The 24,446-nt window shown below is 67.6% G+C and carries 21 protein-coding genes; 13 read left to right on the forward strand and 8 right to left on the reverse strand.

Features of this window, described 5'->3' with window-relative positions:
- The gene (locus tag RTQ83_RS10430; protein ID WP_312514099.1) at positions 1 to 756 is read left to right on the forward strand and encodes a LytTR family DNA-binding domain-containing protein; all 756 of its coding nucleotides are present in this window, start codon (positions 1 to 3) and stop codon (positions 754 to 756) included.
- Here the strand turns inward: RTQ83_RS10430 and RTQ83_RS10435 are convergent.
- The 3 genes from RTQ83_RS10435 to RTQ83_RS10445 all read right to left on the reverse strand — a co-directional run bounded on the left by RTQ83_RS10435 (position 748) and on the right by RTQ83_RS10445 (position 5,720).
- A complete protein-coding gene (locus tag RTQ83_RS10435) occupies positions 748 to 3,075 on the reverse strand; it encodes an ATP-dependent DNA helicase (protein ID WP_312514101.1) in 2,328 nt (775 codons plus the stop codon). The two genes, RTQ83_RS10430 and RTQ83_RS10435, sit on opposite strands and share 9 nt — an antisense overlap.
- A complete protein-coding gene (locus RTQ83_RS10440; RefSeq protein ID WP_312514103.1) occupies positions 3,072 to 4,784 on the reverse strand; it encodes a VRR-NUC domain-containing protein in 1,713 nt (570 codons plus the stop codon). Before RTQ83_RS10440 ends, RTQ83_RS10435 begins: the two co-directional genes overlap by 4 nt.
- Positions 4,785 to 4,886: 102 nt before the next feature.
- Positions 4,887 to 5,720 (reverse strand): hypothetical protein, encoded by an 834-nt coding sequence (locus RTQ83_RS10445; protein WP_312514105.1) that lies wholly within the window; start codon positions 5,718 to 5,720, stop codon positions 4,887 to 4,889.
- 62 nt (positions 5,721 to 5,782) lie between these two features.
- On the opposite strand from RTQ83_RS10445, the gene RTQ83_RS10450 reads away from it, so the two are divergent.
- The 4 genes from RTQ83_RS10450 (at position 5,783) to RTQ83_RS10465 (ending at position 12,212) form a co-directional block, all read left to right on the forward strand.
- Positions 5,783 to 6,619 (forward strand): M15 family metallopeptidase, encoded by an 837-nt coding sequence (locus RTQ83_RS10450; protein ID WP_312514262.1) that lies wholly within the window; start codon positions 5,783 to 5,785, stop codon positions 6,617 to 6,619.
- Between the two features lie 94 nt (positions 6,620 to 6,713).
- Positions 6,714 to 10,475: a type VI secretion system membrane subunit TssM gene (tssM, locus tag RTQ83_RS10455; protein WP_312514107.1), complete on the forward strand. Its 3,762-nt coding sequence runs from the start codon at positions 6,714 to 6,716 to the stop codon at positions 10,473 to 10,475.
- Positions 10,475 to 11,422: a type VI secretion system-associated protein TagF gene (gene tagF / locus RTQ83_RS10460; protein WP_312514108.1), complete on the forward strand. Its 948-nt coding sequence runs from the start codon at positions 10,475 to 10,477 to the stop codon at positions 11,420 to 11,422. Before tssM ends, tagF begins: the two co-directional genes overlap by 1 nt.
- A 1-nt stretch (position 11,423) precedes the next feature.
- Positions 11,424 to 12,212, forward strand: coding sequence for an OmpA family protein (locus RTQ83_RS10465; protein ID WP_409456102.1), 789 nt, complete (start codon positions 11,424 to 11,426; stop codon positions 12,210 to 12,212).
- A gap of 200 nt (positions 12,213 to 12,412) precedes the next feature.
- Here RTQ83_RS10465 and icmH read toward each other — a convergent pair whose 3' ends face one another.
- From icmH to tssJ, 3 genes are read right to left on the reverse strand one after another with little or no spacing between them, the layout of a single operon-like run.
- Positions 12,413 to 13,171 (reverse strand): type IVB secretion system protein IcmH/DotU, encoded by a 759-nt coding sequence (gene icmH, locus RTQ83_RS10470; RefSeq protein ID WP_312514110.1) that lies wholly within the window; start codon positions 13,169 to 13,171, stop codon positions 12,413 to 12,415.
- A complete protein-coding gene (gene tssK / locus RTQ83_RS10475) occupies positions 13,168 to 14,628 on the reverse strand; it encodes a type VI secretion system baseplate subunit TssK (RefSeq protein ID WP_312514112.1) in 1,461 nt (486 codons plus the stop codon). Before tssK ends, icmH begins: the two co-directional genes overlap by 4 nt.
- A gap of 24 nt (positions 14,629 to 14,652) precedes the next feature.
- A complete protein-coding gene (tssJ, locus tag RTQ83_RS10480; RefSeq protein ID WP_312514114.1) occupies positions 14,653 to 15,216 on the reverse strand; it encodes a type VI secretion system lipoprotein TssJ in 564 nt (187 codons plus the stop codon).
- A 195-nt stretch (positions 15,217 to 15,411) separates the two neighbouring features.
- Between tssJ and RTQ83_RS10485 the strand changes: the two genes are divergently transcribed.
- The 7 genes from RTQ83_RS10485 (at position 15,412) to tssA (ending at position 22,895) form a co-directional block, all read left to right on the forward strand.
- Positions 15,412 to 16,005, forward strand: a complete 594-nt coding sequence (locus tag RTQ83_RS10485; RefSeq protein WP_312514116.1) for a hypothetical protein — start codon at positions 15,412 to 15,414, stop codon at positions 16,003 to 16,005.
- Positions 16,006 to 16,060: 55 nt separating this feature from the next.
- The gene (gene tssB / locus RTQ83_RS10490; RefSeq protein ID WP_312514118.1) at positions 16,061 to 16,588 is read left to right on the forward strand and encodes a type VI secretion system contractile sheath small subunit; all 528 of its coding nucleotides are present in this window, start codon (positions 16,061 to 16,063) and stop codon (positions 16,586 to 16,588) included.
- 1 nt (position 16,589) lies between these two features.
- Positions 16,590 to 18,080, forward strand: a complete 1,491-nt coding sequence (gene tssC / locus RTQ83_RS10495) for a type VI secretion system contractile sheath large subunit (RefSeq protein ID WP_312514120.1) — start codon at positions 16,590 to 16,592, stop codon at positions 18,078 to 18,080.
- A gap of 41 nt (positions 18,081 to 18,121) precedes the next feature.
- The gene (locus RTQ83_RS10500) at positions 18,122 to 18,613 is read left to right on the forward strand and encodes a type VI secretion system tube protein Hcp (RefSeq protein WP_290420194.1); all 492 of its coding nucleotides are present in this window, start codon (positions 18,122 to 18,124) and stop codon (positions 18,611 to 18,613) included.
- 105 nt (positions 18,614 to 18,718) lie between these two features.
- Positions 18,719 to 19,213 (forward strand): type VI secretion system baseplate subunit TssE, encoded by a 495-nt coding sequence (gene tssE / locus RTQ83_RS10505; RefSeq protein ID WP_312514124.1) that lies wholly within the window; start codon positions 18,719 to 18,721, stop codon positions 19,211 to 19,213.
- A gap of 37 nt (positions 19,214 to 19,250) precedes the next feature.
- Positions 19,251 to 21,899, forward strand: a complete 2,649-nt coding sequence (gene tssH / locus RTQ83_RS10510) for a type VI secretion system ATPase TssH (protein WP_312514125.1) — start codon at positions 19,251 to 19,253, stop codon at positions 21,897 to 21,899.
- Between the two features lie 9 nt (positions 21,900 to 21,908).
- On the forward strand, positions 21,909 to 22,895 hold the full coding sequence (gene tssA, locus RTQ83_RS10515) for a type VI secretion system protein TssA (RefSeq protein WP_312514127.1): 987 nt from the start codon (positions 21,909 to 21,911) through the stop codon (positions 22,893 to 22,895).
- A gap of 18 nt (positions 22,896 to 22,913) precedes the next feature.
- Here tssA and phaP read toward each other — a convergent pair whose 3' ends face one another.
- Both phaP and RTQ83_RS10525 read right to left on the reverse strand, forming a co-directional pair.
- Positions 22,914 to 23,495 carry a TIGR01841 family phasin gene (phaP, locus tag RTQ83_RS10520; protein ID WP_312514129.1) on the reverse strand — a complete coding sequence of 194 codons (582 nt, stop codon included), beginning with the start codon at positions 23,493 to 23,495 and terminating at the stop codon, positions 22,914 to 22,916.
- A gap of 81 nt (positions 23,496 to 23,576) precedes the next feature.
- A complete protein-coding gene (locus RTQ83_RS10525) occupies positions 23,577 to 23,783 on the reverse strand; it encodes a hypothetical protein (protein ID WP_312514131.1) in 207 nt (68 codons plus the stop codon).
- Between the two features lie 131 nt (positions 23,784 to 23,914).
- Here RTQ83_RS10525 and cueR point away from each other — a divergent pair, with 131 nt between their 5' ends.
- A complete protein-coding gene (cueR, locus tag RTQ83_RS10530; protein ID WP_409456103.1) occupies positions 23,915 to 24,304 on the forward strand; it encodes a Cu(I)-responsive transcriptional regulator in 390 nt (129 codons plus the stop codon).
- Positions 24,305 to 24,446 lie beyond the last annotated feature (142 nt).

Genomic DNA, 24,446 nt, shown 5'->3' on the forward strand with positions numbered 1-24,446 from the left:
ATGCGCGTATTGATCGTGGATGACGAATACCTGGCGCGCGCAGTGCTGCGCGAATCCCTGGCGCCGCATCCGGATGTGGAGATCGTGGGCGAGTGCGCCAACGGCTTCGAGGCGGTCAAGGCGATCGCCGAGCACGACCCCGATCTGGTGTTCCTCGATATCCAGATGCCGAAGCTGGACGGCTTCGAGGTGGTGGAACTGGCGGGCAGCAAGCCGCACTACATTTTCGCCACGGCGTACGACCAGTTCGCGCTGCGCGCGTTCGAGGTGCATGCGCTGGACTATCTGCTCAAGCCATTCTCGCGCGAACGCCTGGCCGAAGCGCTGGCCCAGGCGCGGCTGCGCATGCCGGCGGTGGACCGGGCCCACGACTCACACCAGGCGCCGGCGATCGAGGCGCTGGTCAAGGAGGCGGCGGCGCGCCACCAGCCGCTGGAACGGGTCCTGATCCGCGACGGCGCGCGCGTGCACGTGGTGGCAAGCGGCAGCATCGACTACATCGAGGCCCAGGACGACTATGTGCAGATCAGCGCCGAAGGCAAGCGCTATCTGAAGCACCAGCGCCTGTCGGAACTGGAAGCGCAGCTCGATGCGGCGGTGTTCGTGCGCATCCACCGCTCGTACATCGTGAATGTCGGCGCGGTGCGGCGCATCGAGCCGGTCAGCAAGGACAATCACTGTGCGGTACTGGACGGCGACGTGCGGCTGCCGATCAGCCGCAGCGGCTACCAGAAGATCCGCGAACTGCTAGGCTGAGAGCGCAGGTGCGGTTGCCGGCGCGCTTGCGGATTTGTTCGCGGTGGAACGCGCGTCGAGCTCCCACCACGCCGGCATCAGGGCGCGGATGCCCGGCTGCGCAAAGCGGTCGTCGATCAGCCACACCACGCCGCGATCCTGCTCGGTGCGGATCACGCGCCCGGCCGCCTGGACCACCTTCTGGATGCCGGGATACAGGTAGGTGTAGTCGTAGCCGGCGCCGAACAGCGACTGCATCCGTTCGCGCAGCTGCTCGTTGACCGGATTCACCTGCGGCAAGCCGAGCGTCGCCACGAAAGCGCCGATCAGGCGCTCGCCCGGCAGGTCGACGCCCTCGCCGAAGGCGCCGCCCAGCACCGCGAAACCGACCCCGGCGCCGCCCGGCGCGAAGCGGTCGATGAAACCCTGGCGCTCGGATTCGCTCATGCGCCGTTCCTGGCGCCATAGCGGGATCGATGGATCGAGGCGTGCCAGCGCCGACGCCACCTGGTCCATGTAGTCGAAGCTGCTGAAGAAGGCCAGGTAGTTGCCGGCGCGTTCGTGGTACTGGCGCGCGATCAGGGCCGCGATCGGCGCCACCGAGGCGGCGCGCTGCTGGTAGCGGGTCGAGATGCCGTGCGCGACGTGGACATCGAGCTGGTCGGCCTTGAACGGCGAGGCGACGTCGACCCAGGCCGTGTTCTCGGGCAGGCCGAGCGTGTCGCAGCAGTAGTGCCAGGTGCCGAGGGTGGCCGAGAACAGCGTGGCCGAATGGGCGGCGGCGAAGCGCGGGCCGAGGAAGGGGCCGGGCACCACGTTGCGGATGCAGATCACCGAGTCGCGTACCGGGTCGGCCTGGCCCTCGCGCGACAGGTCGCACAGCGAGTGCGGGCCGAAGGCTTCGGCCAGGCGCACGAATGCCAGCGCGTCGAAATGGAAGCGCTGCAGGTCGGGGTCGAGTGGGCCGGGGAAGGCGGCCAGGTGCTCGTTGATGGTGCTGCCGGCGTTTTGCAGCGCATCGACCAGTTTCGACGGCAGCGACTCCAGCACCTGGTAGGGCGCGGCGGCAGTCTTGTTGACTGCCGACCAGGCGCGGCCCACGCGTTCCAGCGCCTTCTTGATCTCGCCCGGCGCATTGGCGCGCGCCAGGCGCAGCACGCTGCGGTCCAGCTGCGCGCTGTACATCGAGCGCGCACGGCTCACCAGGTTGTGCGCTTCGTCGACCAGCACGCTGGTCTTCCAGCCGTTGTTTAGGGCCAGCGCGTACAGCATGGCGCTGCCGTCGAAATAATAGTTGTAGTCGCCGACGATCACGTCCGACCAGCGCGTCATTTCGCTGCCCAGGTAATACGGGCAGACGTCGTGCGCCAGCGCCACTTCGCGCAGCGCGTCGCGGTCCAGCACCGGCACTTCGGCGGCAGCGGCGCGCGCGGCCGGCAGGCGGTCGTAGAAGCCCTGCGCCAGCGGGCAGGATTCGCCATGGCAGGCCTTGTCGGGATGCTCGCAGGCCTTGTCGCGCGCGGTCAGTTCGAGCACGCGCAGCGGGATCGTCTTGCCCGAGGACGGGCTGGGACGACACAGACTGGCCGCGCCATCCAGCGCCAGTCGCCTTCCCGGCGTCTTCGCGGCCAGGAAGAACAGCTTGTCCAGCCCCTGCTGCGGCATCGCTTTCAGCACCGGAAACAAGCTGCCGACGGTCTTGCCGATGCCGGTCGGCGCTTGCGCCAGCAGGCAGCGGCCGCTGGCATTGGCGCGGTAGATGTTCTCCGAGAGCTGGCGCTGGCCGGGACGGAAGTCGGCGTGCGGGAAGCGCATCGCGCCCAGGGCGGCGTCGCGCGCGGCGCGGTGCGCGGCTTCGCTGGCAGCCCAGGCGGCAAAGCGCTCGCACAGTTCGCGGAAGTGGTTTTCGAGCCAGGCGGCGTCGCGCGTTTCGCGCAGCACGGTTTCGACGCCGCTGCCGATGTCGTAATAGACCAGGGCCAGGTTGATCCGCTCCAGACCCTGTTCGGCGCACAGCAGGTGGCCGTAGACCCGCACCTGGGCCCAGTGCAGATGGCGGTGGTTGTCGGGAATCGCGTCGGCGCGGCCGCGGTGGGTCTTGATCTCTTCGATCAGATTCTCGTGTTCGTCGTAGCCGTCGGCGCGGCCGCGCACCTGCACGCCGTTCCATTCGCCCGACAGCGCGACCTCGGTGCGGTAGCCGTCGCCGCGGCGCGCCGCGACCACGGCGTGGCCGGCAATGCCTTCCTGGGCGCTGGGCGAGGGTGTGAAGCGCAGGTCGAGGTCTCCCTGCTTTGCCGTGAACTCGCACAGCGCGCGTACCGCGACGGTATAGCTCACGCGGCCTGTTCCAGTGCCGGCTCGGCGGCTTGCTGCCACTGCAGGTAGCACACCGAGACCGGCATGCCGTGGGTGGCGCAGTACTCGATCCAGCGCAGCTGGTTGTCCTGCAGGCGGTCGCCCGGTCCCTTCACCTCGATCATGGTGTAGCGCGCTTCGTCGGGCCAGAACTGGATCAGGTCGGGAAAGCCGGTGCGGTTGGCCTTGACGTCGGCCAGGATGCGCTCGCACCACTTGCGCAGGTGGGCCGGCGGGATGCAGTGCAGGGCCAGGTCGAGCAGGCCGGCGTCGATCGCTTCCCAGTGCACGAAGGGGCAGGACAGGCCGGATTTTTCGGCGAAGTTGCGGCGGATCGTGTCGCGGTAGCTGCCATCGTCCAGCTGCGCCAGGCAGGCGGCGAATTCGGCCTCGCGGCGCTGGTGGAAGTCGGCGCTGTGCAGGTCGGCCGGGCCGCGGTGGAAGGGGTGGAAGAAGGCACCAGGGATGGCGGCGAACACGGCGCGCCAGCACAACAGGCCGAACAGGGTGTTGGCCAGGGCGTTTTCGACGTAGAACACCGGTGCGTTCACTTCGCCCTGCTGCGCCAGATGGTCGCGTACCACGCCTTCGACCCACGGATCGAGATGCGGCAGAGGCAGGCACAGGTCGATGCGATCGACGGCGGCGGCGCGCCGTGCGGGCAGGCGTGCGTGGCCGAGTTTGCGTGCCAGGCGCGGGGCAATGCGCGTCAGGTGCTGGCGTTCGGCGTCGCTCTCCGGTGCGGCTTGCGCCGCGCACAGCAGCTCGTAGGCGTGGTCGAAGCGCTCGTGCTTTTCCAGCACCCGGATCGAACGGGCGCGCGCACCGGGGAAACGGCAGCGCGCGTACGCGGCGAAGGCGCCGTCCCAGTCCTTCAGCTTTTCGTAGTGCTGGCCGATCTGGAACAGCAGCTTTTCACGGCGGCCTTCGAGCCAGTCGTTGCCGAAGGCGTGCTGCGGTACGTCGCGCATGATGTCGTCGACCGTCTCGCCGGTGTCACGGGCCGTGGCGAAGCGTTCGCGGCACGAATAGAGCTGGATGTAGTGTTCGACGTCGGCGCGCGACCGGAAGCCGCGCGAGGCCGGCGAGATGTCGACCTGCTCGTAGCGGAACAGGCCGAGGTCGGACAGTACGAACTCGGTCCAGTCCTGATGCAGGTTGCCGAAAAAGATTAGGCGCAGGCGGTCGCACAGCGGCTTGACCAGGATGCGCAGCGCAGTGTCGGGGCAAGCGCGGTACCAGGCCGAGAAGCGGCGGCTGTTGCCGTCTTCGGCGCAGACCTCGCTCAGCACCTCACGTAAGGCTTCCAACTGGTCACCTTTGCGCGCGTTCTTGTGGCGCAGCTGCGGGCCAAAGGCTTCGGCGATCTCGGGCTTGGACAGCAGCTCGAACAGTTCGTCCAGCGTCAGTTCGGGGTCGCGCTCGATCCAGCCGGTGCCGAGCAGCAGGTTGGCGGCTTCGACCGGGCAGCCGATCTCGGCATACATGAGCTTGCTGGCGCGGAACAGGTCGCCCTTGCGCATGACCATGCGCACGAACAGGGCGCGCGCATTCTGCGGCAGCAGGGGAAAGGCGGCCAGGAAGGCCAGTTCGGTCTCGTCGAGCAGGTCGGCATAGCGTTCGCCGATCCAATCGAGAACGCGCTGGAAATTGTCCAGATAATAAAACTCGTTTTCCAGAACCCTGATCATGACGGAACGTCCTACTGTGCTTATGTACAGTATAACGCTCCCGGGCTGGAAAATCCCAGCGCTTTTGTCCGCGCCGGCTGGCGGCGCGGACTTTTTACCACGCTATTGCCGGGCAGGGCGGGCGCGGCAGGGTTCGTCGCCGCAGTTCGATGTGTTTTCGTCATTGCCGTCGGCGCTGGCGTGGCCGTTGGCGTGATAGATGACGGCCGAGATCAGCGCGACGTCGCTGTCGTCGTGCTCGCCAGTGCGGGCCGGGTTGATGGTGCGTGCCGAGCGTGACGAAGGGCGCGCCGGCGGACGGGCACTGGCACTGCGGGGACGGGCCGCGGACGGGCGTGCTTCAAGGCGCGCCGCGGCACGGGGCTCCGCACGCGGTTCGGCGCGGCGCTCCGGGCGCGGCTCGGGCCGCGGTTCGGGTCGTTTAGCGGGCACCGGCGGCGCCGCCACCCGTACCGGCGCGGGCGGGGCGGCGGCGGGCGGCGCTGGTGCAGGCGTCGGCCTGGCCGCCGGCGCGTCGAGCATGCGCAGCGGCGGCGCCGCATCGGGCGCGCTGTCGACGATCAGGGCTGACTTCGCTTCCTGTTCCGGCGGCAGCCCCAATACTTCTTCGGTGGTCGGCTGCGCCTCCTGCAATGGCTGGGTCACCGTGCCGGCGGCGCTCGAAGTGTCGCTTTCGGTCGCCTGGGCCACTTCCAGCACCTGGTCGCCACTGCCGGCGGCGAGCCAGGCCAGGGTAGCGGTCAGCGCCACCGCGACCAGGGCCGAGGCGCCGTACCAGGCCAGGCGGCGGCCGGTGCGGCCACCGGTGCGGCGGGCCGGCTCGCGCTCGAGCTTGGCGAGGATGCTGTCGTCGTGGCCACCGCGGCGCGATGACGACATCAGGTTGGGACGCAGATGGGGATGCGAGCTGGCTTGATTTTCGTCTGAAGGACGCACGACAACACTCCTAAGATTGGCTTTTCCGATTCCGATTAGAAACAATCTTGGGGATGTCCATGCTGATCTTTATCGCCCTTCTGTACGTTTGTGTTGCATCCGCCCTGATCTGGCTTGTGCTGTTTCCGGGCGGACGCGCGCTGGTGGCGCGCGGCGTGTTCAATGTGCGCGGCCTGTTCGCGCGCCGGGTGCCGGCCTGGCGCCATGCGCAGCAACAGTCCGGCGCCGCGCTGGAGCAAGCCGCCACCGACTGGCGCCAGCGCCTGTTCGAGGGCGTGCGCCGGCACCGCATGCTGCTCGCGGTCGGGGTGCCGGTGATCCTGGTGCCGTCGCTGCTGGCGCTGGCGCTGAGCAATCCGACCATGCTGCCGGTGTATGAAAGCAGCAACGCTTTGCCCGACGAACAGATCGCGGCGCTGCTGGCCGGTGAGCAGCTGGTACCGCCGGTGGCACTGCCGCCCGACGCCTTTACCACGCGCGAAGTGGAACTGGTGCGGCCGATGCTGGTCAACGCCAGCCGCAACTGGGGCTTGCTGCATCCCGACTTCAGCGCCCGCCTGCTGCTGGCATTCAAGATCATGAAGGAACAGCATGGCTACGAGATGGCGCTGCTGGAAGGCTATCGCAGCCCGGCGCGCCAGGACGAGCTGGCCAGTGCCGGCAGCCACGTCACCAATGCGCGCGCCTTCCAGAGCTGGCACCAGTACGGGCTGGCCGCCGATTGCGCCTTCCTGCGCGACGGCAAGCTGGTGATCTCGGAAAAGGATCCGTGGGCGATGCGTGGTTACCAGCTGTATGGCCAGGTGGCCGAGTCGCTCGGGCTGACCTGGGGCGGGCGCTGGCAGATGATGGATTTTGGCCACATCGAGTTGCGGATGCGCGGAGTGATGCGCCGTTGATACGGTCGGCGGGCGTTGCGACGGCTCAAATCCCGGCTTACTTCGGCATGCGACATTTCTCGCTGGACTCTTCCGCAACCACACATTTCCCGCCATGGCACGAATCTGGAAATTCCTGACCGATACCCGCGTGCTGGCGGTGTTCGGTATCGCCGCGCTCGCGGCCATCCTGGTGATCGGCGCCGCGTTGCTGGGCGTCGGTCTGTTGTGGGCCGCCATCGTCGGCCTGGTGCTGCTGGCCTGCTGGGCGGCGTGGTGGATGCTGCGCCGCGCCTGGCGCGCGCGCAAGGCCAAGCAATTGCTGGAAGCGATGGCCGACGCCGACAGCGGCCGTGACGCCGACGGCAAGGGCGAAGTCGCCGTGCTGCGCAAGAACCTGCTCGAGGCGGTGTCCACGATCAAGACCTCGAAGCTGGGCCTGACGCGCGGCGCCGCGGCGCTGTACGAACTGCCGTGGTACATGATCATCGGCAATCCGGCGGCGGGCAAGAGCAGCGCCATCGTGCATTCCGGGCTGACCTTCCCGATCCCCGGCAACAAGGCGCTGCAGGGCGTCGGCGGCACCCGCAACTGCGACTGGTTCTTCACCACCGACGGCATCCTGCTCGACACCGCCGGGCGCTATTCGGTGCAGGACGACGACCGCGACGAGTGGTTCGGCTTCCTCGATCTGCTACGTAAGCACCGCAGCCGGGCGCCGGTGAACGGCATCCTGATCGCGGTCAGCGTGGCCGAACTGGTGGCGGGTCCGGCCAGCGCCTCGCACGAACTGGCCAAGAACCTGCGCACCCGGGTCCAGGAACTGACCGAGCGCCTGGGCGTGCACGCGCCGGTGTATGTGGTGTTCACCAAGGCCGACCTGATCGCCGGCTTCCAGGACTTCTTCCACGGCGCCGAGCGCGCCGAGCGCGATCGCATCTGGGGCGCCACGCTGCGCTACAACCGGCGCGCCGCGCCGCAGGACGTGCTGGGCTTCTTCGACAGCCAGTTCGAAGAGCTGGTCGACGGCCTCAAGGAAATGAGCCTGGCCGGAATGGGCGCCAACCGCAGCAGCGCGATGCGCCCGGGCGTGTTCACCTTCCCGCTGGAGTTTGCGGCGATCAAGACGCCGCTGCGCGCTTTCCTGGCCACGCTGTTCGAAGAAAACACCTATCAGTTCAAGCCGGTGTTTCGCGGCTTTTACTTTACCAGCGCGCTGCAGGAGGGCAGCGTGCAGGACCTGTCGAGCCGGCGTGTCGCCAGCCGCTTCGACCTCGCGCTGCAGGAGCACAAGAGCAGCGCTCCGGACTGCGCTGGCGAGCAGTCCGGCTTCTTCCTGCTCGACCTGTTCCGCAAGGTGATCTTCGCCGACCGCGAACTGGTCAAGCGCTACACCAACCCGTCGGCGGCGCGCTGGAAGGTGGGCGCCTTCTTCGCCGCCACCATCGTGCTGGGCGCGGCGATGGGCAGCTGGTCGTGGTCGACCATGGGCAACCGCCAGCTGGTGGCCAACGTGCAGTCCGATCTCGAGAAGGTGCAGAAACTGCAGGCCGGCCGCATCGACCTGCAGTCGCGCCTGGAGGCGCTCGACATCCTGCAGGACCGGATCGAGCAGCTCGACCGTTACGCCGAAGACCAGCCGCTGGCGCTGGCCTTCGGCCTGTACCAGGGAGAGACATTGGAGCGCAAGCTGCGCGACGAATACTTCGCCGGTGTGCGCGCGGTGATGGTGGAACCGGTGACGGCGGCGCTGGAATCGATGCTGACGGAGGTGAACAACAATGCCGCCGCGCTCGACCCGAATGCACAGGCGCCGACCGCGCCCCCGAAGCCCGGTCAGCCGTACCAGGATGCATCGCCCACCAATGTCGGCGACGCCTACAACGCCCTGAAAACCTACCTGATGCTGGGCGACAAACGGCACGCCGAACCGGGCCACCTGAACGACCAGCTGACCCGCTACTGGCGCGGCTGGCTGGAGACGAACCGCGGCAGCATGCCGCGCGAGCAGATGATCCGCAGCGCCGAGCGCTTGCTGACCTTCCACCTGGAGCAGATCAACGACCCGGCCTGGCCGCAGATGACGCTCAAACTCGGCCTGCTGGACGCGACCCGCGAACACCTGCGCCGTGTGGTGCGCGGCACGCCGGCGCGCGAGCGCGTCTACGCCGACATCAGGACCCGCGCCGCCACGCGCTTCCCGGCGGTGACGGTGGCGCGCATCGTCGGCGAGCAGGATGCGGCGCTGGTGGCCGGCAGCCATGCCGTGAGCGGCGCTTTCACCCGCGCGGCCTGGGAAAAGTTCGTGGTCGGTGCGATCCGCGATGCGTCGAATAAAGAACTGAACACGGTCGACTGGGTGCTGAAGACCACCGCGCGCGACGACCTGACGCTTGAGGGGAGCCCGGAACAGATCCAGAAATCGCTGATCGACCTGTACAAGGCCGACTATGCACGCGAATGGGTCAAGTTCGTGCAGGGCGTGGCGGTGGCCGACCTGCGCGGCTTCGACGCCAGCGTGCAGGCCATGAACCGGCTGGGCGACCCGCAGGCGTCGCCGATCGCCAAGCTGGTGCGCACGATCTATGAAGAGACGGCGTGGGACAATCCCGGCGCGCTGCGCCCGGCGCTGGGCAAGACCGAGCGCGGCGTGATCCAGTGGGTCAAGGAAGTGATCCTACGCCGCGCGCCGTCGGATGCGCGCACGCTGGCCGATACGGTCGATCCGGTGCAGCTGATGGGGCAGAACGGCGGGGCCGGGCCGATCGGGCGCGAATTCGCCGGCGTGGCGCGGCTGGTGGGTGCGAAGGAAAAAGAAGCGTCCCTGATGACCGGCTACCTCGACGCGCTGTCGCGGCTGCGCACCCGGCTCAATCAACTGAAGAACCAGGGCGACCCCGGCCCCGGCGCCAAGCAGTTCATGCAGCAGACGCTGGAAGGCAGCGGCTCGGAACTGGCCGATGCGCTGCGCTACGTCGACGAGCAGATGCTGACCGGGATGAGCGACAGCCAGAAAGGCGCGCTGCGGCCCTTGCTGGTGCGGCCGCTGACCCAGACCTTCGCCATGATCGTGCTACCGTCCGAGGCCGAGATCAACAAGACCTGGCAGGCGCAGGTGGTCGAGCCGTTCACGCGCACGCTGGCCACCAAGTATCCGTTCAGCGCCACTTCCACCGTCGAAGCCACTCCGGGCGAGATCGGCCAGGTGTTCGGTCCCGAAGGCGCGGTGGCCAAGTTCGTCAACAGCTCGATGGGACCGCTGGTGGTGCGGCGCGGCGACGTGCTGGCGGCGCGCACCTGGGCCGACATCGGCATCGCGCTGGTGCCCCAGGCTGTGGCGTCGTTCCCGGGCTGGGTGGCGCCGCTGTCGAACAACGGCGTGGCCAGCGGCGGCGCGGCCCAGACCGTGTTCCAGGTGCTGCCATTGAGCGCGCCCGGCACGCTCGAATACACGATCGAGATCGACGGCCAGCAGCTGCGCTACCGCAACACGCCGCCCAGCTGGACCAATATGGTGCACCCGGGGCCGCAGGGCGTGTCCGGGGCGCGGGTGTCGGCGGTAACCTTCGACGGCCGCACGGTGGAGCTGTTCAACCAGCCCGGCCAGTTCGGCCTGCAGCGCCTGTTCGAGGCGGCGCAGCGCACGCGCAAGGACGGCGGCGTGCACGAACTGCGCTGGAGCGCGAACAACGTGACGGTGGCGGTCGACCTCAAGATCGTCAGCAGCCCGCAAGCGGGCGGCGGCGGCGGCAGCGCCGGCGGCGGCCAGGGCTTCCGCGGCCTGCGCCTGCCGCCGGCGATCGTCGGGCGCAGCGATGTGGCGGCGCCGCCCGGCGCGCCGGCCGCGCCGGCACTGGCCAGTACGGGAGGCCAGTGATGCGCCCCGACCGGATCGGCTACTTCGGCAAGGTGCCGGCGCGCGCCGACTTCATCAAGCTGGCCCACGACGCCGCCGTGATGGGCATGCTCGACGACTGGCTGGCGAAGGTCATGACGTTACTGCCGTCCGATGCACGCTGGCGCTTCCATTACGACGCCATGCCGCCGGTGAGCTTCGCCCTTGTCGGCCCGGCGCGCCATCATGCGGTGGCGGGCCACCTGCTGCCCAGCCGCGACCAGTCCGGGCGCCGCTTCCCGTTCCTGGCCACGCGCACGCTGGCGCTGAGCGACCCGGCCGCGTTCGTGACGCGCTGTCCGCTGGCGTTCGCGCCGCTGTGGGTGTTCCTCGAACAGATCTGCCCCAGGGTGCTGGCCGATGCCGATCCGGCCGCCTCGCTGCAGGCGATCGCCGACAGCGCCATCGGGCTGGGCGACGAGAACGCCTTGCCGCGCTGGATGGAGCAAGGCACGCTCGGCTCGCTCGACGCGCTGCTCGGGCGCCCCGGCGTGGCGCGCCTGGTGCTGGCGCTGGGACTGCTGCTGCAGCCGGTGATGCACAGCCAGCCGGCCGAGCTGCACAAAAGCCTGGTGCTGCCGCTGCCCCAGGACAGCGCGGCGCGCTATTGCGTGGCCGCGTTCTGGCTCGAGCTGATCGCGCCGTTCCTGCGGCGCGCCCAGTTCGACCTGGCGCTGTTCGTCACGCGCCAGGAAGACCGGCCGGTGCTGGTGGTGGGCTTTTGCGCGGCCCTGGCCGAAACCCTGCGCGCGGTGATCGACCCGCTGGTGGGCAGCGAGTTCCAGGTGCATCTGCGCGACACCGCCTGGATCGACGAACAGCTGCAGTTCGATGGCGACGTGCGGGTGCTGGCCAGCCACCTGGCCCAGCCCGACCTGCCGCTGCCGCTGGCGCGCGACCTGTTCATGAAGACCTTCATTGGAGCCTGACGTGAAAGCATTCACTTTGGTGTTGGCGGCAACCCTGGCCGCCGGGGCGGCGCATGCCGATCCGCAGGCGGTAACGGTGGCACAAGGCGCCGGCGCGGAAGCGCCGGTGGTGGTCAGCGGCACCGTGGCCGACGAAGCCAGCAAGGCCGCGCTGCTCGAGCGCCTGCGCGCGCTCTACGGCGCCGGCCGCGTGGTCGACCAGCTGGCGGTGGGCGCGGTCTCGACCCCGGCCAACTGGAACACCTATGTCGGACGCCTGATCGGACCGAACCTGCGCCTGGTGAAGGGCGGTCAGCTGAAAATCGAAGGCAACAGCGTCAGCCTGCGCGGCGACGTCGCCGACGAAGCCCAGCGCCAGCGCATCGCCGCCGAGATCGCGGCCAGCCTGAACCCCACCTACACCGTCAACAACGGCCTGCGCGTGGTGCAGTCGCAGCAGGCGGTGCTGGACACGGCGCTGGCCGACCGCATCATCGAATTCGAGTCGGGCAAGGCGGCCCTGACGCCGGCGGGCACGGCGGTACTGGACCAGATGACGGCGGCGCTGCAGAAGCTGAAGGGCGTGCGGGTGGAGGTGATCGGGCATACCGACAACGCCGGCTCGCGCGCCGGCAACCTGTCGCTGAGCCAGGCGCGGGCCGAGGCGGTGAAGGCCTATGTGGTGGGGCAGGGGATTGCGCCGGATTCGATCGCGGTGTCGGGGGAGGGGCCGGATCGGCCGGTGGCGGATAACCGGACGCCGGAGGGCAAGGCGCGTAACCGCAGGATTGAGTTCAAGGTAATTCAGTAAATGCCGCAAGAATAGCGGGCTGCTGATTTCTTCCCCGCGTCGTCAGCACGTCATCCCCGCGGAGGCGGGGACCCAAGTTCGCAAGCGAAGCAACATCTTTTGAAGCGAGTGGTACGCAAGGAACTTGGGTCCCCGCCAAGGGGGACGCCTAGTCCGGGGATGACGAATCATCTGCTAACAATTTCGTCAGGCCAGGCCGATCACGGCAACGTGATCGTCACATGCGCCGCCTTCGGCGGCAGCTTTACCAGGTCGTTGTACTGCGCCAGCGTCGCCTCGGTTTCCCCCGCCAGCACCGTCCTGAACCCGAGATAGCCGCCCAGCCCCACGACCGCGAACACCGCCCCCATCACCCACATCGACAAGTCGCTGCGCAGCCGGTTGACCACCTGGTCCGGCCTTTCGGCATGCGGCGCGAAGCCGCGCGTGCGGCCGCGCATGCGCGCGATCTCGTCGCCCAGGCGCGCGATCAGGTAATCGAGCTTGTCGCGTCCATCGAGCGCGTAGCGGCCCTGGAAGCCGAGCAGCAGGCACATATGAAACACTTCCAGCGCCTCCACATGCTGGGCGCCGCGCGCGCGCAGGTCTTCCAGGCGGTGGAAGAAGTGCTCCCCGGCCAGCTGGTCGCCGAACACGCGCAGCTGCAGCGGGCGGGTTTCCCACGCTTCGCGCACCTCGTAGCTGGAGCGCAGGATGATCTCGTCCACCGCCGAGCAGAAGGCATACTTGGCCGCCGTCACGTCTTCGGCGGCGATGCCCAGGCCCTTGGCGTTGCGGTCGACGTCGGCCAGGAAGGCGGTCATGTTGTCGGCGAAGGCGCCCTTGTCCTGCGGCCCGCAGCCGTTCTGCAGCAGGAACAGCGCATAGAAACCTTCGTACATGATGTCCACCAGCCGCTGTTCGCGGCCGGCACCCTTTTCGCCGGCAGGCGCGGCGCGGCGCTCGATGAAGGCGTTCATGCCGACACCGCGATCAGTTCGAGCCGCAGGTCTCGGATGCCGGGCGCGGTGTGGGCCGCAGCGTGTCCTCCCGGCGCCGGGCCACCGGGGCCATGCCCGCCCGGCACGTAGACCGAGATCGATTGCGACTTGAGCATCGACTCGTACAGCGCGCCGCGGTTCTCGAGCACGAAGTAATAGGTGTCCGGCCGCACCGGAATCGCCGCCGGCACCTGCGGCGCGTGCACCAGCTTCACCCCCGGCAGCGCCGACAGCACGAACTTGTCGACGTCTTCCGGCGCACCGATCTTGAACTGCAGCGGCACCGCTTCCACCAGCTTGAGCGCCGCCATGTCGGCCGATACCGCCAGGTACAGCGTGGTCTGCAGGTTGATGCGGCCCGAGTCGAGCGCGCCCAGGTAGTAGTTGGGACGGTCCTTGTGCAGGGCGATGGTGAAGTAGCGCGACGAGATCACGGTGTCGAGCAGGTCGCGGATGATGCCGTCCAGGCGCGCGAACTGCGGACCCGGATCGGCATGCACGTAGGACGGCAGGTCTTCCAGCCGGTAGCTGCGCGAATAGGTCATCAGGCCGCCGGCCAGCGCCAGCAGCGCGCCGTACAGGCGCTCGGGATGCAGTTCGCGATGGTGCAGGAAGTGGGCCAGGGCGGCGTAGCCGGCGCTGGCGGTGTGCAGCAGCCAGAACGAAGAGACGTCGCCGCCGCGGATCTCGACCACGTTGCGGCTCGGTTCGCGCAGGTCGCCGTACAGGGCATTGACCTTGGCCAGCAGCTTTTCCATCAGCCGCGCCAGGCCGGTATGCAGGCCGGCCGACTGGCCGCTGACGGCATCGATCGACATGCTGGGCGGGATGAAGCCGGGATCGACCTCGAAGCCGCCGGTGGCGACGCGGCGCAGGCGCAGCAGCGGGAAGCTCTCGTAGGCTTCCAGCGCTTCGCTGTCGGGCACCAGGCGCAGCGTCTTGCGCAGGTAGGTGACCGGGGCGTCGGCGGCCTGGGTGTACAGGTCCTGGGTCTCGCGCTCGTGGCGGCCGTAGCGCATCGTCGGCGCGTCAAGCTGGTCGAAACTGTCGTCGCCGATGGTGCAGTTCTCGCCGTGGGTCTTGAGCGAGGGCAGGGCGGCGTGGAAGGTGACCGTCTGCGGCGCGCCGGCAAGCTCACCCAGGCGCACCGGCAGCGGCAGCGGATCGCCGCCCGGCGCGCGGTACACTTCGCCGTCCGGGAACAGCAGCGACAGTTCGTCGATGCGCAGCACATCGTTGCGCAGCGCGTCGAGGTCGACCGCCAGGCGCCGCACGCCCCAGCAATACGGGTGCAGCGCGCAGGCGGTCTGGTTCAGCCGCGCTTCATGGTAGCGGTCCTGTTGCTGGAAATGCTGGGGGCGCAGAAACAGTCCCTCGCCCCATAAGACCTTGGATGGCATGCTCACGTCGGCCTCGCTCGATTGGTCGGACATCATTAACTTGCGAAAGAGTTCATCGTTTCACTGGCAGCGCACGGACGCGATCGACGCCACGGCCTGCGCGGCGGCGCCGTTGACGCCGAGCGCGCAGCCGTACAGGCCGATGTCGATGCCGTTGCGCTCGGCCTCGGCGGCGCTGACCGTGGTGCGCCAGCGTTGTCCGGCAGGACGGTGGAACAGCGCCACCACGCCGACCGCGCCGGCTTCGCGCCCGACCTTTTCCACGGCTTCGTAGCGCTGGCCCGGCACCAGCATGATTTCGCGCACGTCGATCAGGTCGGCGCCCAGGCTTTCGCGTTCGGCCTGCGGATTGAGAAAAGCGGCGAACGGCGCCGCCTCGAACACATCCTTCTGGCGCAGTTTGTAGACCCGCACCGCCAGGGCCAGTGGCTGCCCACGCTCGTTGACGTTCAGGCGCTGGGCCGCATGCAGGCGCAGTGGTACGTTGCGCGGCGGCTTTTGCAGCTCCGGAATCTCGGGCGGCTTGCGCAGCCCGATGGCTTCCAGCGCCGTACCGCCGCAGCCGCCGAGCGTGGCGGCCAGCAACAGACAGCACAGGGAAAGGGCTGGGCGGATGGGGTTCATGCTTTCTCCTCGGAATTGTTGGCGCGCACCAGCGACCGATTGAACCCGACCCGTCCGGGCGCAGCACTGACGCCGCGCAAATGCGACGCGTATGCCACACCGCCAGCGGGAACTTATCAATCATTGACAGGGCACAATTTCAGTGAAGACGCGATGCGAATAATGGTGGCTTGTTCACACCCTGGAGAGCCGAGCATGATCCGCAATCGCCTGTTACCCGTGCTAGTCGCTGCGGCCGCCGTCGCCGCACTGGCCGGGTGCGAAACCCCCAACGCTGCCAGCGCCGACAAGCGCGCCGCCGTATCCCCGAACATCTATGCCGAAGCCGACGCCGCTCTCGCTTCGGGCCAGAGCGAAAAAGCCGTCGGCCTGCTCAAGCAGGCCAGCGTGGCGCACCCGGTCGACAAGAAGCCGTGGGTGCGCATGGCCCAGATCCGCTTCGACGCCACCCAGTACGGCGAAGCCATCTCCAACGCCCAGGAAGCGCTGGCGCGCGACCCCGACGACACGCTGGCCTACAGCATTCTGGCCGTCAGCGGCCTGCGCGTGGCAAGCAAGGCGCTGGCCGACCTGACCCGCAAGAACAACTTGCAGGGATCGGTGCGCAGCGAAGCGCAGGATCTGGCCAAACTGCTGCGTTCCAGCCTGGGCGAGGAAGTGCTGGTGTCGTCGCGCCAGGCCGTGCGCAAAGACCCGCCGGCGCGCAAGACCCCATCGCAACCAGCGGTGGCGGGGCCGTCCAAGCCCGCCGCTGCTGCAAGCGGCAGCCCGTTCGACGTACTGAAATGAATCCGGGCCGGCGCCCGCCGGCCTTTCGATCCCGCTTCAATCCACTGGAGTCGCCATGGCCAAGAACGAAAGCGTGCAAAAACGCTTGCAGAAGGTGCGCGCGCCGCGCGTGCAGATGACCTACGACGTCGAGATCGGCGACGCCATCGAGAACAAGGAGCTGCCGTTCGTGGTCGGCGTGGTCGGCGACTTCGGCAACGATCCGAACGTCGAGAAGAAGCGCCTGAAGGACCGCAAGTTCGTGAACGTCGACGCCGGCAACTTCGACGAGGTGCTGGGCGCGGTGGCGCCGGTGGCCAGCTTCAAGGTCGACAACCACCTGTCGGACGAAGGCGGCCAGTTCGGCGTGCAGCTGCAGTTCCGCGAGATGGACGACTTCCGGCCTGAATCCGTGGTGCGCCAGGTGGCGCCGCTGGCCGGCCTCTTGGAGGCGCGCACCAAGCTGGCCGACCTGCGCAACAAGCTGGCCGGGAACGACAAGCTGGAAGACATCCTGACCGAGGTGCTGGGCAATACCGAGAAACTCGACAGCCTGCGCAAGCAGGGCAACAGCAATGACAACAGCGACGGCGGGGAGGGCTGAGATGGCGGCGGTACTCGAATCGCACAATGGTGCCACTACGGCACCGGAACTGGAAACCTCGCTGCTGGACCAGATCGTCGCCGAGAGCCGGGTGGCGCGTTCGACCAGCGAGCATGAACGCGCACGCGACCTGATCTCGGAACTGGTCAGCCAGGTGATGCAGGGCACGATGGTGATGTCGTCGAACCTGTCGGCCACCATCGACGCACGCCTGGCGGAACTGGACCGCATGATCTCGGAACAGCTCTCCGCCATCATGCATGCACCCGAGTTCCAGAAGCTGGAGCGCAGCTGGACCGGTCTGCAATACCTGGTCAAGAACAGCAACACCAGCAGCAATCTGCAGATCCGCATGCTCAATGCCAGCAAGCGCGAACTCGTCAAGGACTTCCAGTCCGCCATGGAGTTCGACCAGAGCACCATGTTCAAGAAGATCTACGAAGAAGAATTCGGCACCTTCGGCGGCGCGCCGTACGGCACCCTGATCGGCGACTTCGAGATCTCGCGCCAGCCGGAAGACGTCTACTTCCTGGAGCAGATGTCGCACGTGGCCGCCGCCAGCCATGCGCCCTTCATCACCTCGACCAATCCGGAACTGTTCGGGGTCGAGAGCTTCGGCGACCTGGGTAAACCGCGCGACCTGGCCAAGGTGTTCGACACCGCCGAATACGCCAAGTGGAAGGCGTTCCGCGATTCGGAAGATTCGCGCTACGTCGGCCTGACACTGCCGCGCTTTCTCGGCCGCCTGCCGTATCACCCGGCCGACGGCATGACGGTCGAAGGCTTCAACTATGTCGAAGACGTGGATGGCAGTGATCACTCGAAGTACCTGTGGTGCAACGCCGCGTATGCCTTCGGCGCGCGCCTGACCCAGGCCTTCGAGGACTACGGCTGGTGCGCGGCGATCCGCGGCGTCGAAGGCGGTGGCCTGGTCGAGAACCTGCCGACCCACACCTTCAAAACCGACGAAGGCGAAGTGGCGCTGAAATGCCCGACCGAAGTGGCGATCACCGACCGCCGCGAGAAGGAATTGTCGGACCTCGGTTTCATCTCGCTGGTGCATTGCAAGAACACCTCGTACGCGGCCTTCTTCGGCGCGCAGTCGGCGCAGAAGGCGCGCAAGTACAACAACGAAGCCGCCAACGCCAACGCCGTGCTGTCGTCGCAGCTGCAGTACATCTTCGCCGTCTCGCGCATCGCGCATTACATGAAGGCCATGATGCGCGACAAGATCGGCAGCTTCGCCGCCGCCTCGAATGTCGAGGATTACCTGAACCGCTGGCTGACCCAGTACGTCCTGCTCGACGATAACGCGAGCCAGGACCAGAAGGCGCAGTTCCCGCTGCGCGAAGCCAGCGTCCAGGTGTCGGAAGTGCCGGGCCGCCCGGGCGTGTACCGCGCGGTGTCGTTCCTGCGCCCGCACTTCCAGCTCGACGAATTGTCCGTTTCGCTCCGGTTGGTCGCGGAGCTTCCGCAGTCGACCAAAAGCTGATCTTTTTATCAACCACCGCAATAACCAACCTGGAGTAGAACATGGCAATTGACGTGTACCTGCAGATCGATGGGATCAAGGGCGAATCGATGGACGACAAGCACAAGGACTGGATCGAGTGCACCGCCGTGAAGTGGGGCGTGTCGCAGCCGCGTTCGGCCACCGCGTCGACCGGCGGCGGCCACACCGCCGAGCGCTGCGAGCACCAGGAGATCACCCTGACCAAGCTGGCCGACCTGTCCTCGCCGATCCTGCTGCAGACCTGCTCGGCCGGCAAGACGATCCCGAAAGCCAAGCTGGAATTCATGCGCGCCGACGGCCAGGGCGACCGCATCAAGTACTTCGAGATCGAACTCGAGAACGTCCTGATCGGCGGCATCAACCCGAGCGTGGAAGAGGGCACCATCATCGCCGAATCGGTGGGCCTGAAGTTCTCGAAGGTGAAGTGGAAGTACACCCAGCAGAAGGTCACCGGCGGCGCCGGCGGCAACACCTCGGGCGGCTGGGATCTGGCGACCAACAAGATCGTCTGATCCATGCTCTCGTCGCGGTGGCGGCTCCGCCACCGCTCATTCGAGCGGCGGCCGCATCACCTGCGCCGCCGCTTCCATTCCCACCCACGACTTGCCGGAGGCAGCATGAAAGGCTTCACGCCGGGCCTGCTCGATCGCCTGATGCGCGAGCGCGGGGAGGGCGCGGCCTCCGGTCCTGCCGCAGCCGTCGGCATCGAGCAGCTCAAGGAGGGCGTCGCGCGCGACCTGGAAGCGCTGCTCAATACCCGCATCGCGCTCGATGCGGCCATCCTCGACGCATACCCGGCCGCGCGCGGCTCGATCCTGCGCTATGGCGTGATCGACTTCGCCGGCCTGTGCCTGACCAGCAGCATCGACCGCGCCGCCGTCTGCGCCAGCATCGAAGAAGCGATCGCCACCCACGAGCCGCGCCTGCGCGCGGTGAAGGCCACGCTCGAGCAGGACGCGGGCGACGTCAACCGCCTGCAGATCGTGATCCAGGCGCGGCTGGCGGTCGACAGCCTGCAGGAGCCGGTCAGCTTCAACGCGGTGCTGCAGCCGTCGTCGCTGCACTACGAGATCAGGAAATCCGCCCGGCCGCCCCGCGCCGGCGGCGCATGAACGACCCCGAACCTCTTCCACGACAAGGACGCCAACGATGGACATCAACCTCAAGACCCTGATCGGCAAGTTGAACGACACCACCCGCGCCGCCGCCACCCGCGCCGCCAGCATCTGCGTCGGCCTGGGCCAGTACGAGGTCGACGTCGAGCACCTGTTCCTGGGCCTGATCGAGCAGCCCGGCAGCGACCTGGCGGCGATCGCGCGCGCCTGCGACATCAGCCTGACCGGCCTGGAAGCGGACCTGCGGCGCGAAGTGGCGCGCTTCGCCACCGGCAGCGCGCGCACGCCGGTGTTCTCGCGCCACCTGCCGCTGCTGTTCGAACATGCCTGGCTGATCGCATCGCTGGCGAACGCGTCAAATGCGGGCCAGCCAAACCAGATCCGCAGCGCGCACCTGCTGCTCGCGCTGCTCACCGAACCGTCGCTGGCGCAGTTGGCGCAGCGTGCGTCACGCCTGTTCGCACGCTTCCCGCTCGATCGCCTCAAGCACGACCTCGAACGCCTGACGCGCGGCTCGGTCGAGATCCAGCAGGAGGCACCGGGCGTGGCCGACACCGGTGCCGATCCCGCCACCGAACTGACCCAAACCGCCGCCGGCAAGACGCCGGCGCTCGACCAGTACACCACCTGCCTGACGGCGCGGGCGCGCGACGGCAAGGTCGATCCGGTGATCGGGCGCGACCCGGAAATCCGCCAGGCGATCGACATCCTGATGCGGCGGCGCCAGAACAACCCGATCCTGACCGGCGAGGCCGGCGTCGGCAAGACCGCCGTGGTCGAAGGGCTGGCCCTGCGCATCGCCCAGGGCGACGTGCCGGAGGTATTGAAAGGCGTCGAGATCCACAACCTCGACATGGGCCTGCTGCAGGCCGGCGCCAGCGTCAAAGGGGAATTCGAAAACCGGCTAAAGAACGTCATCGACGAAGTGAAAAAGAGCCCGCACGCGATCATCCTGTTCATCGACGAGGCCCACACCATGATCGGCGCCGGCGGCACCGCAGGCCAGAACGACGCGGCCAATCTTTTGAAGCCCGCGCTGGCCCGCGGCGAACTGCGCACCATCGCCGCCACCACCTGGAGCGAATACAAGAAGTACTTCGAGAAGGATGCGGCGCTGGCACGGCGCTTCCAGGTGATCAAGGTCGAGGAGCCGGACGAAGACACGGCGAGCGCCATGCTGCGCGCGATGGCGCCGCTGATGGAACAGCACTTCAACGTGCGCATCTACGACGACGCCATTACCGAGGCGGTGCGCCTGTCGCACCGCTACATCAGCGGGCGCCAGCTGCCGGACAAGGCGATCAGCGTCTTGGACACCGCCTGCGCCAAGGTGGCGCTAGGGCAGAGCGCGACACCGGCGCTGCTGGAAGACTGCGGCCGCCGCATCGAACGCTACGACGCCCGCATCGCGGCCCTGACGCGCGACGCCAGCGCCGGCAGCGGCGACCCGGCCGCACTGGCGATCCTGACCGAGCAGCGCGCCGCCGCCAGCAGCGAACGATCCGGCCTGAACGCGCGCTGGGAAGAAGAGCAGGCGCTGGCCACTCAGATCGGCAGCCTGCGCACCGAACTCGAGTCGGCCGGCGGGCAGGGCGCCACCAGCGAATTGCGCGCGCTGACCGAACGCCTGCAGCAGCTGCAGGGCGAAGCGCCGCTGGTGCCGGTGCAGGTCGATGGCAATACGGTGGCCGAGATCGTGGCGGCATGGACCGGCATCCCGCTGGGGCGCATGGTCAAGGACGAGATCAAGACCGTGGTCAATCTGCAGGTGATGCTGGACGAGCGCATCCTGGGCCAGAAGCACGCCAGCGGCGTGGTGGCCCAGCGCGTGCGCACGGCGCGCGCCAATCTGGACGACCCGAACAAGCCGAAGGGCGTGTTCCTGTTCCTCGGCACATCAGGCGTAGGCAAGACCGAGACCGCGCTGGCGCTGGCCGACATCCTGTACGGCGGCGAGCGCAAGCTGGTGACGATCAATATGAGCGAATACCAGGAGGCGCACAGCGTCTCGGGGTTGAAAGGTTCGCCGCCCGGGTATGTCGGCTATGGCGAAGGCGGCGTGCTGACCGAGGCCGTGCGCCGCAATCCGTACAGCGTGGTGCTGCTGGACGAAGCCGAGAAGGCGCACCCCGATGTACTGGAGTTATTTTTCCAGGTGTTCGACAAGGGCGTGATGGACGACGCCGAGGGGCGGCAGATCGACTTTCGCAACACGATCATCATCCTTACCTCGAACGTCGGTTCGAGCCAGCTGATGGGGGCGTGCCTGAACAAGCCCGCCAGTGAATTGCCCACGCCGGACCAATTGTCGGAGCTGCTGCGCCCGGCCCTGATGAAGCACTTCAAGCCGGCGTTCCTGGGCCGCCTGACGGTGGTGCCGTTCTATCCGATCCGCGATGAGGTGCTGTCCAACATCATCCGCCTGAAACTGGCGCACATCGGCGCGCGCGTGCTGGCCAACCACAAGGCGCAGTTCGAGTACGACGACAGCCTGGTGGCAGCGGTGCTGGCGCGCTGCACCGAAGTCGATTCCGGCGCGCGCGCCGTCGACAACGTCCTGAACGGCACCCTGCTGCCCGAGATCGCCGACAGCGTGCTGGCGCGCATGATGGAAGGCGGCGCCATCGCGCGGGTCAAGGTCGGCGCCACCCGCGCCGGCAAGTTCAAATACACGATCGAATAGGGAGCCGCCATGCTGAACATCGAAGCGTTACTGGCACCGGTGGTGCTGGATCAGCCCTGCGGCGAAGACCTGGCGTTCGCGCCCGAAGTCGACGAGATCGCGCGGGCGCGGCTGGCAGACGATCCGTCGCTGGAGCAGGGCGCCTGGGTCACGGCGCTGAAGGAAGCCGACTGGAAGTTCGTCGGCAAGCGCTGCGCGCAGCTGATCGAAGGGCGCAGCAAGGATTTGCAACTGGCCGTGTGGCTGGCCGAGGCGAATGCCAAGACCGGTGGCGTGGGCGGCCTGGCCGAAGGATTGGCTCTGGTCGAAGCGCTGTGCGCGCGTTATTGGGATGGCCTGCATCCGCAGCCGGACGAAGACGGCCATGAGCGCCGCATCGGCAACCTGGCCTGGATCGCCGGGCGCATCGCGCCGCTGGTCAAGACCACGCCACTTGCCGACGCCACGCTCACGCTGCAGGCGTGGGAAGTCGCGCGTGCGCGTGGGCCGGAAGCGACAGCGGAGCTGGAAGCGGCGCGCGCCCGCTTGAAGCCGGCCGCCTGCCAGGCGCTGCTGGCCGAATGCGAAGCCTGCCTGGTGGCGTTGACGCGGCTGGAGCAGACGGTCGATGCCGTGCTCGGCGTCGATGGCCCGAGCTTCGGTAGCGGCCGCGCGGCGCTGCAGGACGTGATCGATCTGGTGACGCCGGGCTTGCCGGTGGCCGGCGTTGCGGCGCCGACTGCAAGCCCAGTTCCCGCGGCGGGTGGACACGCGGCACCCGCGATGCGCAGCGATGGCCCGGTCCAACACCGCGACCAGGCCTTGGCCCAGCTGCGCCAGGTGGCCGAATTCTTCCGCCGCACCGAGCCGCACAGTCCGGTGGCTTATCTTGCGGAGAAGGCGGCGCGCTGGGGCGAGCAGCCGCTGCACGCCTGGCTGCGCTCCGTGATTAAGGAAGAAGCTTCGCTGACGCGGCTGGAAGAACTGCTGGGGATCGAACACCCGGCGCCGCAGTAGGCGCGCCGGGCAAGTCGCTTACTGCGCGCCGCCGCCTTCGTGTCCGGTACTGGCGCCGGACTTGGCGCCACCCGGCGTCACCATCGAGGTCGCGCGGTCGAACTGCGCTTCGACCGTCTGCACCGCCTGGCGCGTAGCCTGCGTCACCTGCTCGTAGCCCTTGAAGGCGTTGTCGATCGCGGCCTTGATGATCTCGACCGCATTCTCGGAACCTGGCTTGACGTTCTGAGTGACGTCGTAGATCAGCGCCGACAGCGTGTTCTTGGCTTCCGCGACGTGGGTGTCGGCGGCGTTGCGGAACTCGGTGTGCATCTCGTCGATGATGGCCTTGAGCTGGGCGCCGTATTCGGCGGCGTTGCCGGCATTCGACTGCATCTTCGACGCCAGCGCGTCGAGCGCTTCCTTCGGATTGGCGGCTTGGCTGGCATCGCGGCCGGCGTTCAGGGTGCGGTCCATCGACTGCCTGGCCGCGTTCATGTTCAGGTTCACGACCTGTTCGACACCCTGGACCGTCTTGCTGGCGACGGCGTTAAAGGTCTGCATCTGCAGATCGAACAGGGTCTTGGTGGCGTTGGCGAACTGCTCCGGGCTGGTAAACATGGTGTCTCCTCCATGGATGCTCTGTTGTCTGCGCAAAAACGCGCAATGATTGTGGCGGAAGACAGGTGTCTTCTGCTTTCATTATTTAACAACAATAAGTTTTTCGCAACGCGCGTCCCGATACGGACCGTGCGCGCGTTCCCAGCCTTCGCCGAGCGGCGTCTGGGAACAGGCCAGCTGGCCGTTGGCCTTGCTGCGCCACTGGTAGTAGGCGGCCGGGGCGGCGGTGACCGAGGCGGCGCCGATGCCGAGCGCCACGATGCATGCGATGGAGCGGAGGATGTGCATGGGGTCCATGCTGTGCGCATCAGGCCGGCAAGTCAAGCCTTCGGTTGACCTTCCCACGATTGGAAGGTGTATCCTGCGCCTGAATACAACAGGAGGATTTCATGCAGGACAACGGTTGCCATCCATCGAACCTGAACATCGGCGACGCCGCGCGCGCTTCGGGCGTGACGGCCAAGATGATCCGCCATTACGAATCGATCGGGCTGGTGAAGGCGGCGCGGCGCAGCGAGGCCGGGTATCGGGTGTATGGCGAACAGGATGTGCGCGTGCTGCAGTTCATTCATCGCGGGCGCGCGCTCGGCTTTTCGCTGGAGCAGATTCGCAGCCTGCTGGCGCTGTGGGAGGACAAGGATCGCGCCAGCGCGGACGTGCGGGCACTGGCGCAGTCGCATATCGAGGAGCTGAACCGCAAGATCGCGGAGATGGAGGCGATGCGGCGCACGCTTGAGTCGCTGGCGGCCTCGTGCCATGGGGATGCGCGTTCGGCGTGCCCGATCCTGGACGATCTGGCGGCGCATTGAAAAGGGGAGGTTAAAAGGGGGAGATACAGCGCAAAACGCCGTAACCCTTTTGCAAAGGCTACGGCGTTTTACGGGACACGGGGTCCGTCAAACCAATTCGGTAGAGTTTGGTGCCCACGGAGGGACTCGAACCCCCACACCT

The sequence above is a fragment of the Massilia sp. genome, from assembly GCF_031995545.1.
GTDB lineage: Bacteria > Pseudomonadota > Gammaproteobacteria > Burkholderiales > Burkholderiaceae_D > Telluria.